18 protein-coding genes are annotated in these 15,262 nt (G+C 73.6%); 15 read left to right on the forward strand and 3 right to left on the reverse strand.

Translation table 11 applies throughout. From position 1 onward, the window contains the following. Window positions 1-38: 38 nt before the first annotated feature. From QSJ60_RS09715 to QSJ60_RS09725, 3 genes are all read right to left on the reverse strand, one after another. The gene (locus QSJ60_RS09715; RefSeq protein ID WP_285463475.1) at window positions 39-1,088 is read right to left on the reverse strand and encodes a LacI family DNA-binding transcriptional regulator; all 1,050 of its coding nucleotides are present in this window, start codon (window positions 1,086-1,088) and stop codon (window positions 39-41) included. An 89-nt stretch (window positions 1,089-1,177) separates the two neighbouring features. Next, window positions 1,178-2,020 (reverse strand): alpha/beta fold hydrolase, encoded by an 843-nt coding sequence (locus QSJ60_RS09720; RefSeq protein ID WP_285463476.1) that lies wholly within the window; start codon window positions 2,018-2,020, stop codon window positions 1,178-1,180. Continuing rightward, on the reverse strand, window positions 2,007-2,522 hold the full coding sequence (locus QSJ60_RS09725; protein WP_285463477.1) for a hypothetical protein: 516 nt from the start codon (window positions 2,520-2,522) through the stop codon (window positions 2,007-2,009). Before QSJ60_RS09725 ends, QSJ60_RS09720 begins: the two co-directional genes overlap by 14 nt. A 146-nt stretch (window positions 2,523-2,668) precedes the next feature. Here QSJ60_RS09725 and phnD point away from each other — a divergent pair, with 146 nt between their 5' ends. The 15 genes from phnD (at window position 2,669) to QSJ60_RS09800 (ending at window position 15,181) form a co-directional block, all read left to right on the forward strand. Then, the gene (gene phnD, locus QSJ60_RS09730) at window positions 2,669-3,571 is read left to right on the forward strand and encodes a phosphate/phosphite/phosphonate ABC transporter substrate-binding protein (protein WP_285463478.1); all 903 of its coding nucleotides are present in this window, start codon (window positions 2,669-2,671) and stop codon (window positions 3,569-3,571) included. Continuing rightward, a complete protein-coding gene (gene phnC, locus QSJ60_RS09735) occupies window positions 3,568-4,392 on the forward strand; it encodes a phosphonate ABC transporter ATP-binding protein (RefSeq protein ID WP_285463479.1) in 825 nt (274 codons plus the stop codon). The genes phnD and phnC overlap by 4 nt, the downstream gene beginning before the upstream one ends. Continuing rightward, entirely contained in the window at window positions 4,379-5,248 is an 870-nt protein-coding gene (phnE, locus tag QSJ60_RS09740) for a phosphonate ABC transporter, permease protein PhnE (RefSeq protein WP_230763065.1), read from the forward strand. The genes phnC and phnE overlap by 14 nt, the downstream gene beginning before the upstream one ends. Then, complete coding sequence (locus tag QSJ60_RS09745) at window positions 5,245-6,006, forward strand: tyrosine-protein phosphatase (protein WP_285463480.1); 762 nt, start codon at window positions 5,245-5,247, stop codon at window positions 6,004-6,006. The genes phnE and QSJ60_RS09745 overlap by 4 nt, the downstream gene beginning before the upstream one ends. Further along, the gene (locus QSJ60_RS09750; RefSeq protein WP_285463481.1) at window positions 6,003-6,653 is read left to right on the forward strand and encodes a TetR/AcrR family transcriptional regulator; all 651 of its coding nucleotides are present in this window, start codon (window positions 6,003-6,005) and stop codon (window positions 6,651-6,653) included. Before QSJ60_RS09745 ends, QSJ60_RS09750 begins: the two co-directional genes overlap by 4 nt. A gap of 98 nt (window positions 6,654-6,751) precedes the next feature. Further along, window positions 6,752-7,417 carry a GntR family transcriptional regulator gene (locus tag QSJ60_RS09755; protein WP_285463482.1) on the forward strand — a complete coding sequence of 222 codons (666 nt, stop codon included), beginning with the start codon at window positions 6,752-6,754 and terminating at the stop codon, window positions 7,415-7,417. A 108-nt stretch (window positions 7,418-7,525) separates the two neighbouring features. Further along, complete coding sequence (locus tag QSJ60_RS09760; protein WP_285463483.1) at window positions 7,526-8,299, forward strand: MBL fold metallo-hydrolase; 774 nt, start codon at window positions 7,526-7,528, stop codon at window positions 8,297-8,299. Window positions 8,300-8,324: 25 nt separating this feature from the next. Continuing rightward, a complete protein-coding gene (locus tag QSJ60_RS09765; RefSeq protein WP_285463484.1) occupies window positions 8,325-9,110 on the forward strand; it encodes an NAD-dependent epimerase/dehydratase family protein in 786 nt (261 codons plus the stop codon). Then, window positions 9,107-10,093, forward strand: a complete 987-nt coding sequence (locus QSJ60_RS09770) for a phosphoglycerate dehydrogenase (protein WP_285463485.1) — start codon at window positions 9,107-9,109, stop codon at window positions 10,091-10,093. The genes QSJ60_RS09765 and QSJ60_RS09770 overlap by 4 nt, the downstream gene beginning before the upstream one ends. After that, on the forward strand, window positions 10,090-10,896 hold the full coding sequence (locus QSJ60_RS09775; RefSeq protein WP_285463486.1) for a hydroxypyruvate isomerase family protein: 807 nt from the start codon (window positions 10,090-10,092) through the stop codon (window positions 10,894-10,896). Before QSJ60_RS09770 ends, QSJ60_RS09775 begins: the two co-directional genes overlap by 4 nt. Further along, a complete protein-coding gene (locus QSJ60_RS09780) occupies window positions 10,893-11,561 on the forward strand; it encodes a hypothetical protein (protein WP_285463487.1) in 669 nt (222 codons plus the stop codon). The genes QSJ60_RS09775 and QSJ60_RS09780 overlap by 4 nt, the downstream gene beginning before the upstream one ends. After that, a complete protein-coding gene (otnK, locus tag QSJ60_RS09785) occupies window positions 11,558-12,784 on the forward strand; it encodes a 3-oxo-tetronate kinase (RefSeq protein WP_285463488.1) in 1,227 nt (408 codons plus the stop codon). The genes QSJ60_RS09780 and otnK overlap by 4 nt, the downstream gene beginning before the upstream one ends. Then, window positions 12,781-13,446 carry a class II aldolase/adducin family protein gene (locus QSJ60_RS09790; RefSeq protein ID WP_285463489.1) on the forward strand — a complete coding sequence of 222 codons (666 nt, stop codon included), beginning with the start codon at window positions 12,781-12,783 and terminating at the stop codon, window positions 13,444-13,446. The genes otnK and QSJ60_RS09790 overlap by 4 nt, the downstream gene beginning before the upstream one ends. Continuing rightward, complete coding sequence (locus tag QSJ60_RS09795; protein ID WP_285463490.1) at window positions 13,443-14,120, forward strand: substrate-binding domain-containing protein; 678 nt, start codon at window positions 13,443-13,445, stop codon at window positions 14,118-14,120. The genes QSJ60_RS09790 and QSJ60_RS09795 overlap by 4 nt, the downstream gene beginning before the upstream one ends. 89 nt (window positions 14,121-14,209) lie before the next feature. Beyond that, complete coding sequence (locus QSJ60_RS09800) at window positions 14,210-15,181, forward strand: nucleoside hydrolase (protein WP_285463491.1); 972 nt, start codon at window positions 14,210-14,212, stop codon at window positions 15,179-15,181. The last annotated feature ends 81 nt before the right edge of the window (window positions 15,182-15,262 follow it).

A 15,262-nucleotide genomic window follows, 5' to 3' on the forward strand; every position in this document is an offset into this window, starting at 1 on the left:
GCGCGAATCCGGGGATCTTGATTTCGGCGGCGATGGCCCTAGCGCGCGGCGGTCGCCGACTCGGCCGTGCTGCCGCGGACGACGAGCTCGACGGCAAGCCGGTCGAGCTGGGCCACGTGCGGGCGTCGGTCGTGGGTCGAGATCTCCCCGATCAGGTGGGTCATCGCCTGCCGGCCGATCTCGTACGCGGGCTGGCGGACCGTGGTCAGTCGCGGGTCCGTGTAACCGGCCTCCCGCACGTCGTCGAAGCCCACCACGGAGAGATCGTCCGGGCAGCGCAGGCCCGCCTCCCGGAGCGCGGTGAGCACACCGAGCGCCATCAGGTCGTTGCCGGCGAACACCGCGGTGGCGCCGTCGAGCCCCTCCGGCGAGGCGATGAGCTCGGCGATCAACGCCCGTCCCGAGGCGGCGTCGAAGGCGCCGGCGCGCCGGACGATGCGGCCGGGGAAAGCATCCTCGAAGCCCTGGGAGCGTTCGAGGCTGCTCACCAGGTTGCCGGGACCGGTGAGCATGACGGCCCGCGTGTGCCCGAGCTCGGCGAGATGGCGGCCGGCCAGCACACCGCCCGCGTAGTGGTCGGCGGTGACGGAGGTCACGTCGGACACGCCGTAGAACGTCTCGTCGGCGAAGACCACGGGGAACCGCCCGCGCAGGGAGTCGAGCCGGAGCTGGGTCGGATGCGATCCTGCGGCGTACACCATCCCGTCGATGAAGCGGGAGCGGATGAGGTCGAGGTAGGACTCCTCGCGCACCGGGTCCGAGGAAGTGTTGCAGAGGATCAGCCCGTAGCCGCTCTGGTGCGCGAGATCCTCGGCGCCCTTCGCGATCAGCGCGTAGAAGTCGTTCCGGATGTCGGGCACGAGGAGCGCGACGACGTGGGTCGAGCCGGACTGCAGGTTCCGTGCGAAGGAGGCCGGCACGTAGCCGAGCTGATCGACCGCTCGGCGCACGCGCGCCTCGGACTCGGGGGAGACCCGCCGCTTGCCGCTCAGCGTGTGACTGACCGTCGTGATGCTGACCCCGGCGAGCGCGGCGACGTCGTAGATCGAGGCCGGTTGGGTGCGCCGGCCTCCGCGCTCGTGTGCCACGCTCGGTCTCCTTCGGCTGGGCGGATGCAGCCGAGGCTACCGAATGCCGGGCTCGGCAGTGGCCCGGCGCGACCGCACGGCGGCGTCCGTCAGCCGAGCAGCGCCCGCGCCCGGTCGAGCAACGGGGCGAGGCCCGCGAGCACGGCGACGTGGCCGTCGCCCTCGCGGGCGTGCAGTTCGGGGCGGGGGAGCGCGGCGGCGATCCGCTCGGCATGGGCGAAGGGGATGACCCGGTCGGCCGTGCCCTGCACGAGCAGCACGGGCTGCGTCATCGCGGCGAGGGCGACGCCCCAGTCGGTGACGAAGGCGACGTCGTCGTCGACCGCGCCATCCGGTCCGAACGCGTCTGCGGCCTGGGCGTCCTCGCCGACCGCGCCCCATTCGCCCTCGAGCGCGGCCCAGTCGACGGGGAGGAACTGCTCGGGGTCGAACACCTCCTGCGCGGCGTAGGCGAGGCGGGCGGCCCGGCCCTCGCGCGCGGCCAGCAGGCCGCCGGGCGCCTGCATGCCGGCGAACCATCCCCCGCCCGTCATTCCGGTGTCGCCCTTGAACGGCGCCGGGCTCACGACCGCGACGACCGCGCCCACGAGCTCGGGCGCGAGTGCGGCGAGGGCGAGCGCGTGCGGGCCGCCGCCGGAGTAGCCGGCGGCGATCGCCCGGGTCACCCCGATCGTGTGGAGCACGGCGAGGGCGTCGCGCGCGGCGCTCGCGACGGTGCGGCCCGGGTGCGGCGTCGAGCCGCCGAAGCCAGGCCGGGCGATCGAGACCAGCCGGAGCCCCAGCCGTTCCGCGTGCACGACGAGCGGCGCCGGCGGCCGGCCGGTGTGCGGCGTGCCCGGATGCCACACGATCGCGGCCTCGGCATCCACCGGTCCCGTCTCGAAGCTGCGGATCATGCGCCCATCGGGCAGCACGGTGTCACTGGCTCGCATCGTCGTCCTCCGCGTTCGCGCACTCGCTCGTCGCCCGCATCGTGAGCCGGGCGCGCTCGTCGTCGCCGGTTGCGACGACATCGACCGTGATGAGCTCTCGCCCGACGATCCGAATGTCGAGGTTCTCCCGGCGGTCGAGCGCCGTCACACGCCGCTGCCACCCCTCCGCCTGGGGGAACGCGTCGCCGAGCGTCGCGGCCCACTCCACCCGGTCGAAGCCCGGATCGAGCTCGACGTGACGCCGGTGCACGGTCTGCTCGCCTCGGCCGGCAACCGGGCAGGGCTGCGTCATGACCTCGGCGGTGCGATCGAGCGCGCTCGCCGCGGGGACCGTCGCCTCGATCGCGTCGAGCTGCGCCGCGACGGCCGAGGCGGCCTGAGCAGCGGTGCGCGTCTGCTGCGCCTCGGTGACCGCCACCGCGACCCAGACGGTCCCGCAGAGTGCGACGACGCCCGCCACTGGCAGGGCGACGCGCCAGAACTCCCGCCGTGCTTCCCCCATGCCAGCACGCTACCCGAGCGGGGTCACCGGCCGTTCACGATCCGTTCGATTCGGAGTCCGCCGGTCTCGTAATTGCCGGACACCTTCGGGAGTTGGAATACCGATGGTCTCGGAATGCCGAGGCATCCCCCTTCCGAAAGGTCATCATGCGCCGCTTCACCCTGCCCGCCGTCGGCGTCCTCGGCGTCGCCGCCCTCGCCCTCACCGGCTGCCAGAGCACCGCCGGAGAGGCGGCCGCCGCCAACCCGAACGCGCCGATCACGATCGCGACGATCCCCGTCGGCGAGGATCCCACCGCCGAGAACCCCGTCGAGGTGTTCGCCGAGCTCCTCGAAGCGGCGACGGGCCGCGACGTCGAGATCACCGACGTGCCCGACTACCTCAGCGTCGTCGAGGCGATCCGCGCCGACCACGTCGACATCGGCATCATGAGCGGCTTCCCCTCGGCCCTCGCCGTGAACACTGGCGAGGTCGACGCGCTCGTCGCGTTCCAGGGCGACGATGCGCCGGTCTCGACCTGCGTCGTGCTCGACGACTCGCCCATCCAGGAGGTCGAGGACCTTGCGGGCAAGACCGTCGCCTTCGCCGACCAGACGTCGAGCTCGGGCTACTTCATGCCGGTGTACATGCTGCACGAGGCGGGGCTCGAGCGGGACGCGGACTACGAGGCGATCTTCGCCGGCGGACACGAGGGCAGCTTCGCGGCGCTCGCGCAGGGCCAGGTGGACGCCGCCTGCACCGCGGTCATGCTGACCCAGCTCGGCAAGCCGATGTTCCCCTTCGAGGACGGCGAGTGGCGCGCGGTCGGCGAGAGCCCGGCCATGCCGATCGCGGGCGCCGTGCTCGGCCGGCAGTCGCTCGACGCCGAGACCCGCAAGGTCATCCAGGACGGCATCGCCGAGGTCTTCTCGCCCGAGAACGCCGAGCGGCTCGGCGCGTACGGCTCCTTCGCCGCTGCCCCGCAGACCGTCGACCCGAAGGCCGAGGAGTTCGCCGGCTTCGCCGAGATCGCGGCCGTCGCCGGGGTCGAGCTCAAGGATCTGAAGTGACGCTCGTGGCGGGCGCGCACGAGGTCGAGCCGCGCGTGACGACGGCCGAACTGCGCCAGGCCCTGCCGCTCGTCACCGTGCGCGGGCTCGAGGTCGCCTACGACGCGCAGCGGGTGCTCGCCGGCGTCGACCTGGAGCTGTTCCCCGGTGAGATGGTGGCGCTCCTCGGCGCCTCCGGCTCCGGCAAGTCCACGCTCATGCGGAGCCTCACCGGCTTCGCCCCCATCACGGGCGGCGCGGTGCGGGTCGCCGGGCACGACGTGACGAACCTCCGCCGCGGGCAGCTGCGGACGCTCCGCAGCGAGGTGGGGCAGGTGTTCCAGCAGTTCAACCTGATCCCGCGGCTCAGCGTGCTGACGAACGTGCTCGCGGGCGCGCTGCACGACGCCGGGCCCATCAACTTCGTCGGCGGCTTCTCGAGCGCGCACCGCCGGCGTGCGCTCGAACTGCTCGACCGGGTCGGCATCGCGCACAAGGCCCTCGAGCCCGCCCGATCGCTCTCGGGCGGGCAGCAGCAGCGCGTCGCGATCGCCAGGGCGCTCATGCAGCGGCCCAAGGTGATCCTCGCCGACGAGCCGGTCGCCTCGCTCGACCCGAAGCTCGCCGACTCGGTGCTGGAGCTGCTCCGCGAGATCGCGAGCGAGGACGGCATCCCCGTGCTCGTGAGCCTGCATGTGCTGCCCCTCGCGCTCGCGCACAGCGACCGCATCGTGGGCCTGCGCCGGGGCGAGATCCTCGTCTCCGGTCGCACATCGCAGCTGGATGCCTCGGCGCTCGCGCCGCTCTACGAGGACGAGGAGCCCGGCGATGACGAGCACTGAGCCGCGCAGCCGGGTCGCGACCGGCACCTCGGCGGGCGGCCCGAGCGCCGCGGACCCGGTGCTCGCCGCCGCCGAGCGGCAGCGCCTGGAGCGCGCGTTCCGGATGCCTCGCACCCGCTTCCTGATCGGGCTGCCCGTCGCGGCGCTCCTCCTGATCTGGTCGTTCAACGGCGCCCAGTTCAACTTCGTGAAGCTCGGCGAGGGCGCGGTGAACATGGGGGAGTTCCTCTCCCGGCTGTTCCCGCCGGACTTCTCGAAGCTCGGCACAATCCTCGCGCTGCTGCTCGAGACGTTCCAGATGGCCGTCGTCGGCACCGTGCTCGGCGCCGTGCTCTCGCTCTTCGTCGCGGTCTGCGCCGCGTCGAACATCGCCCCGAAGTGGCTGTATTACCCGACGCGCTGGGTGATGAACATCATCCGCTCGGTGCCCGACCTCGTCTTCGCGCTCATGTTCGTCTCGGCCGTCGGGCTCGGGCCCTTCGCCGGCATCCTCGCGATGACGCTCGGCTCCATCGGCTCGATCGGCAAGATCTTCGCCGAGGCGATGGAGCAGGTCGATCGCGGCCCCGTCGTCGCCATGCAGGCCGTCGGCGCCTCCAAACGCCAGGTCGTGCAGTACGGCGTGCTGCCGCAGGCGGCGCCGCTGCTCACCTCGTACAGCCTGTTGCTGTTCGAGGGGAACGTGCGCGGCGCGACCATCCTCGGCCTCGTCGGCGCGGGCGGCATCGGCCTCGAGCTCACGACGGCGATGCGCATGTACGACTACGGCCACCTCAGCGCCATCATCATCTGCATCATCGTGCTGGTGACGGCCATCGACCAGGGCAGCGCCCTCATCAGAAGGAGAATCACATGACGATCATCGACGGCCCCGCGCTCGCCCTCAGCGCCCCGGTCAACCTCCGCGACCTCGGCGGCATCCGGATCGACGGGGGCGTGCTGCGCGCCGGCCTCGCGATCCGCACCGACGATCTCGCCCTCGTGACGGAGGAGGCGGCCGACGAACTGGTCGCCGCCGGCCTCACCGCGATCATCGACCTGCGCTCGGCCGACGAGGTCGCCATCAGCGGGCGCGGCCCGTTCGGCTCCCGTCCGGTCGCGTACCACCACCTCGCGCTCATGGCGAACGTGGGCGACTCGATGCAGACGCAGCTGCCGTTCACGCACGAGTCGATGGGGGAGTCCTACGTCGCGATGGTCGAGACCGCCGCGCCGCAGCTCGTGACGGCGCTGAACGTCGTCGCGCACGCCCCCGGGGCGACCGCGTTCCACTGCGCGGCCGGCCGGGACCGCACGGGCGTGCTCGCCGCGATGCTGCTGCTCGCCCTCGGCGCCGACGACGAGGACATCGTCATCGACTACGCCCGCACCGACGAGAACATGCCCGCGATCATGCGCCGCACGCAGGGCGTCATGGGGCCGCTGCTCGCCCGGCTCGGCTTCGACGAGGAGCGCCTGCGCGCCTCGCTGCCCGACGGGCCGATGGAGGTCTCGATGCGGATCCTGCTCGGCACGCTCCGCGCTCGCTACGGCGACCCGCTGACCCCGCTGCGCGACGCCGGGCTCTCGGCGGACACCGTGGCTCGCCTCCGCGCGCGGGCGCTCGCCGCGTGACGAGCCCCGCTCCGCTGCTCGCGCCGCCAGCAGCCGCCTCGGCCGGGGCCGCGCACCGCCGCGGTCCCGGTCGGCCGCGCGACGAGGAGCTCGACGGGCAGCTCGTCGCGGCCACGCTCGCACTCATCGATGCCGGTGAGGAGGTGACGGTGGGCCGGGTCGTCGCCCGCAGCGGGGTGAGCCGAGCCGCGCTCTACCGCCGCTGGCCCTCGCTCACGACCCTCATCGCCGCGGCCCTCGACGTCGGCCGCGAGGTGCCGCCCGAGGTGGGCGACGCGGTCGACCTCCACGAGCTGCTGCTCACCGGGCTCGGCCTCGGCGCCGACGGGGTCGCCCCCTCGGCCCCCGGCTACCCGGAAGCACGGTTCCGCCAGCGCATCCGCCTCGTCATGGCCGACCGCGCGCTGCAGCGGGCGTACTGGACCTCCCACGTCGCCCGCCGTCGCGTGCCGCTCGAACGCGCGCTCGCCGCGGGCGTCGCGCGCGGCGAGCTGCGCGCGGATCTCGACGTCGAGGCCGCGTTTGACGCCATCGCGGGCGTCGCCTACTACCAGCTCGTCGTGCGCGGCGAGCGGATCGACGAGCCCGCGGTCGTCGCGCGGATGCGCGCCGCGATCGAGCTGATCTGGCGGGGGATGCGGGCCTGAGCGGCGCCGCTCGAGCGGCGGTGACGGGCCGCTCGGGGAGTGGCGCGCCCTGGCGGAGATCGCGCTCCGGACCGGGGGCGTGGCCCTACACTGAGGGGATGGTCGAGCGGACACCCACGAAGAGGCCGATTGCCGATCAGATGTACGACGTCCTGCTGCAGCAGTTCATGTCGGGGGAGCGCGGCGCCGGCCAGAGCCTGAACATCGGCGCGCTCTCGCGCGAGCTCGACGTCAGCCAGACGCCGCTGCGCGAGGCGCTGGCCCGGCTCGAGCACACCGGCCTCGTCGAGCGCGAGGCGCTCCGCGGCTACCGGGTCGCGCCGATGATGACGCGCACCGAGGTGCAGCAGCTCATGGAGGCGCGACTGCTGCTCGAGCCGAAGCTCGCCGAGCAGGCCGCGCTCCGCAAGACGGATGCCTTCATCGCCGAGTTGCGCGAGGCGGTCGACGAGTTCCACCAGTCCGCCGAGCTCGCCGACATCGAGACCGAGGGCTTCGACCTGTACTGGCGCTCGGACGACCGCTTCCACATGTGCATCGCGGCGCAGGCCGGCAATCGCTTCCTGGAGATGGCGTACGGCGCGCTCGGGGGACAGATCCAGCGCTTCCGGCTGTTCTCGAAGTTCGGACGCACGGGGGCGCGGCGCGCGGCGCCCGAGCACACGGCGATCTTCGAGGCGATCGAGGCCGGCGACGGTGCGGCGGCTGCGGAGGCGATGCGGGCCCACGTGATCGGGGCGACGGAGCGACTGCTCGGCGACTGATCGAGCGCTCGGCGACTGAGCGGGTCGGGCGGCGCCTGTGGGGCAGCCGTCGGGTCAGTTCTCGAGATTGTGCAATACTATAGTCCATACTATTTTGAGGAGGCGGCGATGGAGCGCGACGGAACCGAGGCGGTGACCGCCGGCGGCGGCTACACGGCCACGCCGCTCGTCGAGGGTTTCCCGGGCAAGTCCGCCTCGCACGGCGCTTTCGGCTGGAGCAGCCTCTGGCTGCTCGACGACGGGGAGCGCCGCGTGCTGATCGACGCGGGCCAGCCCGCGTACATCCCGCTCATCCACGAGGGGCTCGGTCGGCTCGGCCTCACCCCGGCCGACGTCACCGACGTGCTCATCACCCACCTGCACTGGGACCACGTGGCGAACTTCACGATGTTCCCCAGCGCGACCACCTGGGTGGGGGAGGACGAGCTCGCCTGGGCCGCCGAGCAGCCGGCGGGCACGAAGTTCATCCCCGATCTGCACGTGCAGGAGCTGCTGCGCCGCCGCCAGGGCGTCGAGCGGATGCGCGCCGGGCAGGAGGTGCTCCCCGGCATCCATGCTCTCGCGAGCCCCGGGCACACCCCGCACCACCTCGCCTTCTTCGCCGAGCGCACCGACGACCGCTTGGTCTTCGCGGGCGACGCGGTGAAGAACCTCCACGAGCTCACCACCCTCCGCGCCGACTCGAGCCTGGACGACGAGGCGAGCACCGCCACGATCGACCGGCTGCGCTCGCTCCTCGGCGACACCGCGGGCCTGCTCGTGCCCGGCCACGACGTCGGGCTCGCGCTCGCCGACGGGGCCGTGCACCGCGTACGCCCGCAGCGCGCCGAGATCGGCTACTTCGCGGATGCCGAGGGCGAGCAGGACCGAAGCATCGGCTGACGCCGCTGCGAACGAAAGGACGACGATGACGACCGTGCTCTACACCGGCGGCACCGGCCGCATGGGCCAGGTGATCCGCGAGGGCCTCGCGGGCCGCTACGACCGGGTGGTGCTCTTCGCCCGCCGCGCCCCGGAGGGCGAGCTGTTCCCCGGCGAGGAGCTCGTGCTCGGCGACCTCGCGGAGCTCGACCGGCTCACCGAGGCCGCCGCGGGGGTCGACGTGATCGTGCATCTCGGCGGCGTCGCCGATGAAGCGCCCTACGAGGCCATCCGCACCGCGAACATCGACGGCACCTACCACGTGTACGAGGCCGCCCGCCGGGCCGGCGTCCGCCGCGTCGTCTACGCGAGCTCGAACCACAGCGTCGGCTTCCACCCCTCCTCCGAGCTGCTCGACGAGTCGGCGGCCCTCCGCCCCGACAGCTACTACGGCGTCTCGAAGGCCTTCGGCGAGGCGCTCGCGAGCCTGTACCACGACAAGTGGGGCGTCGAGTCGGTGCTGCTGCGCATCGGCACCTTCCGCCCCGCGCCCGAGGACACCCGCCAGCTCGCGCTCTGGCTCAGCTGGCCCGACGGCGTCGAGCTCGTCCGCTGCGCGATCGAGGGCGGCCCGGTCGGCTGCCAGGTCGTCTACGGCACCTCGGCGAACTCGGAGCGCTGGTGGAACGCCGACGCCGGCTGGGACGCCATCGGCTACCGGCCGAAGGACGACGCCGCCGACCACGCCGACGCGGTCGACCGCAGCAAGACCGTGCCCGCCTTCCACGGCGGCGCCTTCACCGCCGCCGACTACGAGGGAGGGATCTGGTGACCGGAACCGCCGACGTCCTCATCACGACCGCCTTCCTCCACCCAGGCGACGAGGTCGACCTGATGCTCGGCGCCGCCGGGCTCTCCACCCGGCACGTGCCGGACCTCGCCGCCCTCGGCGAGGCGGAACGGCTCGAGCTGCTCGCCGGCGTCCGCGCGATCATCGCGGGCACCCTGCCGCTCACCGCCGAGCACCTCGCCGCGGCCGAGCGCCTCGAGCTCATCGTGCGCACCGGCGTCGGCTACGACAGCGTCGATCTCGACGCGGCCACCGCCCGCGGCATCCCCGTCTGCATCACGGCCGGAGCGAACCGGCAGGCCGTCGCCGAGCACGTCTTCGCGCTCATGCTCGCCGTCGCCCGGCGCGTGCCCGAGAACATCCAGAACCTGGCGGCGGGCAGCTGGCAGCAGCTCACCGGGCGCGAGCTCGCCGGCGCTACGCTCGGCATCCTCGGCCTCGGCTCGATCGGCAAGGCCGTCGCGACCATCGCCGCGGGCTTCGGCATGTCGGTCGTCGCCTACGACCCCTACTTCGACGAGGCGTTCGCGGCCGCCAACGGCATCCGCCGCGCCGAGCTCGACGAGGTGCTCGCCCAGTCCGACTTCGTCACCCTCCACCTCTTCCTCGACGACTCCACCCGTAACCTCATCGACGCCGCACGCCTCCGCACCATGAAGCGCGACGCGGTACTCGTGAACACGGCCCGCGGAGGCATCGTCGACGAGGACGCCCTCGTCGACGCCGTCCGCGACGGCGTCATCGGGGGAGCGGCACTCGACGTCTTCGCCACCGAGCCGCTGCCCGCCGACAGCCCGCTGCTGCACACCCCCGGCATCCTCGCGACCACCCACGTCGCGGGCGCGACGCGGGAGGCCCGCGGCGAGTCCGGGCGGATGGCCGCGGCCAACGTCATCGACGTGCTGAGCGCCGCCGGCGCGCCCCGCTTCGTCGTGAACCCTGGCTACGAGGGGGTGCCCGCGTGATCGTCGAGACGGCCTCGGGGCCCGTGCGCCTCGCGGCGAACCTCAAGTGGATGTTCACCGAGCTGCCGTTCGAGCAGCGCTTCGACGCGGCCGCCGCGGCGGGATTCACCGCCGTCGAGTACGCCTCGCCGTATGAGTTGCCGGCCGAGCGGATCCGCGAGCTGCTCGCCGGTGCCGGGCTCGCCCAGGCGCTCATCAACACCCCGGCTGGGCCCGCGGGCTCGGCGACCGTCATGGGCGCCGGCTTCGTGCCGGGCGCGGGGGAGGAGTTCCGGGCCGGCGTGCTGCAGGCGCTGGAGTACGCGACCGCGATCGGCGCGCCCGTCGTGCACGTCATGGCCGGGCTCCGGCCCGAAGGCGTCGACCCGCAGCTCGCCTTCGCCGGCTACGTCGCGCACATCGGCTGGGCGGCCGAGCAGGCCCGCGGCACCGGCATCCGCCTCGTGCTCGAGCCGATCAACAAGCGCGACCAACCCCGCTACGGCCTCGCCACGATGGAGACCGCCGCGGCCGTCGCCGAGGCCGTCGACCCGGAGACGGTCGGCGTGCTCTTCGACGTCTACCACGCGCAGATCGACGGCGGGAACGTCATCGAGCGCTTCGAACGGCTCGTGCCGCGCATCGGGCACGTGCAGATCGCCGACAACCCCGGCCGCGGCGAGCCCGGCACGGGGGAGATCGCCTACGAGCGCGTCCTCGCACGCATCGCCGCGAGCGAGTACGACGGCTGGATCGGGCTCGAGTACGGGCCGGTCGCCGGCACCGTCGAAGGGCTCGGCTGGACGGAGAGGATCCGAGGATGACCGACCCGAGGATCGCGCTGATCAGCGCGACGCCGCTCGCCATCGCACCCGCCGCCGCGGCCATCGCCGCGCAGTTCCCCGAGGGCACGGTCTGGAACCTGCTCGACGACCGCCTGCTCGCGGACGCGCAGGGCGAGGGCGGGATCACCGCGCCGCTCGCCGCCCGGATGGACCGGCTCATCGCCCTCGCCATCGAGGGCGGCGCAGACGGCGTGCTGCTCACCTGCTCGCAGTACGGCGCGCGCGCCGAGCTGCGCGATCCGGTGGCCGACGGGGTGGCCGTGCTCGCCGCGGACGGCCCACTGTTCGACGCCGCCGTGGCGCTGGGCGCCGCCCGGGTGCTCCTCGTCGCCTCGCTCGACTCGGCCGCCGCCGACAGCTCGACCCGGCTCGCCGCCGCCCTCGACGCGGCCGGCGTCGCGACCGAGCTCGACACGCTCGTCGTACCGGCCGCCGCGAAGCCGCAGCCCGAAGCCGAGCTCACCGCCGTGCTCGCCGCGGCGATCGAGGCGGCCGCGCCGGGCTACGACGCCGTCGTGCTCGCCCAGTTCTCGCTCGCCCCGGCCGCCGCCGCTCTCGCCGAGCGCTTCGGCGTGCCGGTGCTCGATGCGCCCACGGCGGCGGCGAGCCGCCTCGCTGCGGAGATCGCGGGGCGCGGCCGATGATCGGCGTCATCGCCGACGACGTGACGGGCGCGACCGACGTCGCGGCGGCGCTCAGCCGAGCGGGCCTGCGCACCCTGCTGTCGCTCACGACGGAGCTCGAGCCGGGTGAGGCGGAGGCCGACGCGATCGTGATCGGGCTGAAGACCCGCTCCATCCCCGTCGCCGACGCCGTCGCGCAGAGCCTCGCGGCCCTCGCGGCACTGCGCGCGGCCGGTGCCGAGTGCGCCTACTTCAAGTACTGCTCCACCTTCGACTCGACGCCCGAAGGCAACATCGGACCGGTCACCGGGGCGCTCGCCGCCGAGCTCGGCGCGGCCCTCGTCGTGACGACCCCGGCGGCTCCGCTGCACGGACGCACCGTCACGGGCGGGCGGCTCTTCGTCGGCGGCGTGCCGCTCGACGAGACGCACATGCGCGAGCACCCGGTCACCCCGATGCGGGACTCCTCGGTGCCGCGGCTGCTCGCGCCGCAGGTCGCCGGCGAGGTCGGCCTGCTGCCGCTCGAGGTCGTCCGGGCGGGCGCCGCAGCGGTGCGCGACGCGGTCGCGGCCGCCGAGGCATCCGGCGTCGTCCAGCTCGTCGCCGACGCGGCCGAAGACGCCGACCTCGACGTGATCGCGGAGGCGATCGACGGCGCACCGCTCGTCGCGGGCTCGGCGGGCCTCGTCGGCGCGCTCGCCCGGCGCCGGCCAGCGAGCGGGCGGCCGGCGAGCGCCCCGCCCGCCGGCCGCACCGCGATCATCGCGGGCAGCTGCTCGCGCCGCACGCTGGAGCAGATCGATCGCTTCCAGCGTTCCGGGGCGCCCAGCTACCGCCTGCGCGCCGAGCGCGGCGACACCGCCGAGGGCCTGGCCGCCGGCGCGCTCGCCTGGTGGGATGCGCACTCGGGCGACGGCTCCGCCCTGATCTACTCGTCGAGCCCCGCGGCCGAGCGCGACGCCGAATTCCCCGAGGCGGGCGAGCTCTACGAGCGCACCGCCGGACTCATCGCCGAGGGCCTCGCGGCGCGCGGCGTGCAGCGGCTCCTCGTCGCCGGCGGCGAGACCTCGGGCGAAGTCGTGCGCGCGCTCCGCATGGGCACCGCGGTGGTCGGCGAGGAGGCCGCGCTCGGCGCGCCCTGGATCCACGACCCGCGCCGAGCGCTGCACCTCGTGCTGAAGTCCGGGAACTTCGGCGAGCCCGGGTTCTTCGTCGACGTCGCCGAAGCGGGGGCCGGCGAGTGAGCGGCGCCGGACCCGCGGCGCTCGCGGTCGAGCGCATCGCGCACGCCATCCACGGGCGCGGACTTAGCCACGGGCGCACCGGCAATCTGGCCGTGCGCGACGGCGAGCACATCCTGCTCACCCCGACCGGGGTCAGCCTCGGCGAGGTCGAGGCGGGGGCGCTCTCGGTGCTCGACGCCGAGGGGCGCCGGCTCGACGGGCCCCGCCCGACCAAGGAGGCGTTCCTGCATCTCGCGGTGCTCCGCGCCCGGCCCGAGCTGAACGCCGTCGTGCACACCCACTCGCCGTACGCCGCCGCGCTGTCGTGTCTCGACGGGCTCGACCCCGAGGCGCCCCTGCCGCCGCTCACCGCCTACTTCGCGATGCGGGTCGGCGCGCTGCGCCTGCTGCCGTACCTCGCGCCGGGGGATGCCTCGGGCACCGCCCTCGTCGAGGAGGCCGCCGCCGCGAGCCACGCCCTGCTGCTGCGCAACCACGGGCCCGTCGTCGCCGGTAGCGACCTCGACGGCGCGCTCGACGCGCTCGAGGAGCTGGAGCACACCGCGCAGCTCTTCTTCCTCACCGCCGGGCACCGCACCGCTCCGCTCACCGCGGAGCGGGTCGCGGCGCTCGCACAACCGCCCATTCAGCCGCCCACCGAGGGAAGGACCCCCGCCGCATGATCACCCTCTACAGCGGCCTCGTCGTGCGCCAGCCGCTCGTCGACTCGCTCATCCCCGCCTTCGAGGCGGAGACGGGCGAGCGCATCGAGGCGACCTTCGAGCCGACGACGGTGCTGCTCGACCGGATCGCCGCGGGCGAGCGCCCCGATCTCGTGCTCGGCGTCGCCGGTTCGGTCGGCGAGCTCGCGGCGCAGGGCGTGCTCGACCCCGAGACCGTCACCGAACTCGCCGTCTCGGCGATCGGCGTGGCGCGCCTGCCGGAGACACCGTCGCTGGCGGATGCCTCGGCCGAGGCGTTCCTCGACCGGCTGCTCGAGGCCCGGGCCGTCGCCTACTCGCTCTCCGGCGCGAGCGGGCTGCACTTCGCCGGGCTCCTGCGGAAGCGGGGCCTGCTCGAACGCCTCGACGAGCGCGCGGTGCGCTTCCCGGCCGGGCTCACGGCGGAGGCCGTCGTGGACGGCCGCGCCGAGCTCGCCATCCAGCAGCTGAGCGAACTGCGCTCGGTGGACGGGCCCCACCTCGTCGAGCCGATCCCGCACGAGCTGCAGTCCTACGCGCGCTTCGCGATCGGGGCGCGCAGCGGTGCGCCGGCCGCCGCGCGAGACTTCGCGGCGTCGCTCGCGGGGGAGCGGGCCCTGGCGGCGTTCGAAGCTGTGGGGCTCAGCGCCCCCTGAACCGTGCCGGCCAGCGCCGGCATCCGACCACGGCCGCAGGCCGGACGAGAACGAGAGAACAGAAGGAACGGACCATGAGGAAAGTAGTGGTGGACACCGACACCGGTGTGGACGACGCCCTCGCGCTGATGCTGCTCGCCGCCGATCCCGAGGTCGAGATCCTCGCGGTGCTGAGCGTCTTCGGCAACTGTCACGGCGACCGCGCCGCCGACAACGCGCGCTACGTGCTCGACACCTGCGGGCGGCAGGACGTTCCCGTGTACCGGGGCTCCGACGTGCCGCTGAAGCAGGAGCTGAAGCTCTCGTCCGGCGTGCACGGCGACGACGGCTTCGGCAACACCGGGCTGCGCCCGGAGACGAGCGTGCCCGCCGAGCCCAACGGCATCCCGATCCTGCTCGACCTCGTCGCGCAGCACGAGGGCGAGATCGACTACCTCGCCCTCGGCCCGCAGACGAACCTCGCGAAGGCGCTCCAGCAGGAGCCGCGGCTGCTCAAGCGGCTGCGCAGCACGACGATCGTCGGCACGCTGGGCCCGGCGCTCTACCACGACACCGAGCCGTGGGCCGACCGCCGATTCCGCGTCTCGCGCGACCCGAACGTGTCCTTCGACATCGACGCGGCCGAGATCGTCGCGAGCCACGAGGGGAACGTGACCTGGTGCGGTCCGTACGTGACCCGACAGGCGCTCGTGCCGGAGGACTTCTTCCTCGAGCTCGCCGCTGAGACGAAGTCGCCGCCCGCGGAGCTCATCACCGCGATCAGCCACGACTACGCGGGCTTCTACTCCCGTTCGTACGGCCGCCCCGACACTGCGCGCGTGATGGGCATCAACGACAGCCTCGCGGTGGCGACGCTGCTGCGGCCGGAGCTCGTCGCCGGGGCCGTGCAGCGTCCGCTGCAGACCTTCGAGGACCAGGCGACGGGGGAGCGGTTCCTCGCCGGCGTGCACCCGGTGAAGGGCGAGACCCGCCCGATCCACCGGGTGATCTTCGACATGGACTTCGACGGAGTGCTGGAGCTCATCGGGGAGACGCTCCGCCGCCCGCTGCCCTGGCGTTAATCCTATAGCGCCCGCTATACTATTTTATTACCGACAACCTCACCCCGCTTCTGCGAAGGTGGCATCGAGCGAAGGAGCTCC

The sequence above is a fragment of the Agromyces sp. NBRC 114283 genome (genome assembly GCF_030268405.1).
Classification (GTDB): domain Bacteria; phylum Actinomycetota; class Actinomycetes; order Actinomycetales; family Microbacteriaceae; genus Agromyces; species Agromyces mediolanus.

Coding starts and splice junctions, on each gene's coding strand:
- QSJ60_RS09720 (WP_285463476.1), bottom strand. CDS start 2,020: ATGCGAGCCAGTGACACCGTGCTGCCCGATGGGCGCATGATCCGCAGC.
- QSJ60_RS09725 (WP_285463477.1), bottom strand. CDS start 2,522: ATGGGGGAAGCACGGCGGGAGTTCTGGCGCGTCGCCCTGCCAGTGGCG.
- phnD (WP_285463478.1), top strand. CDS start 2,669: ATGCGCCGCTTCACCCTGCCCGCCGTCGGCGTCCTCGGCGTCGCCGCC.
- phnE (WP_230763065.1), top strand. CDS start 4,379: ATGACGAGCACTGAGCCGCGCAGCCGGGTCGCGACCGGCACCTCGGCG.
- QSJ60_RS09745 (WP_285463480.1), top strand. CDS start 5,245: ATGACGATCATCGACGGCCCCGCGCTCGCCCTCAGCGCCCCGGTCAAC.
- QSJ60_RS09755 (WP_285463482.1), top strand. CDS start 6,752: ATGGTCGAGCGGACACCCACGAAGAGGCCGATTGCCGATCAGATGTAC.
- QSJ60_RS09760 (WP_285463483.1), top strand. CDS start 7,526: ATGGAGCGCGACGGAACCGAGGCGGTGACCGCCGGCGGCGGCTACACG.
- QSJ60_RS09765 (WP_285463484.1), top strand. CDS start 8,325: ATGACGACCGTGCTCTACACCGGCGGCACCGGCCGCATGGGCCAGGTG.
- QSJ60_RS09780 (WP_285463487.1), top strand. CDS start 10,893: ATGACCGACCCGAGGATCGCGCTGATCAGCGCGACGCCGCTCGCCATC.
- otnK (WP_285463488.1), top strand. CDS start 11,558: ATGATCGGCGTCATCGCCGACGACGTGACGGGCGCGACCGACGTCGCG.
- QSJ60_RS09795 (WP_285463490.1), top strand. CDS start 13,443: ATGATCACCCTCTACAGCGGCCTCGTCGTGCGCCAGCCGCTCGTCGAC.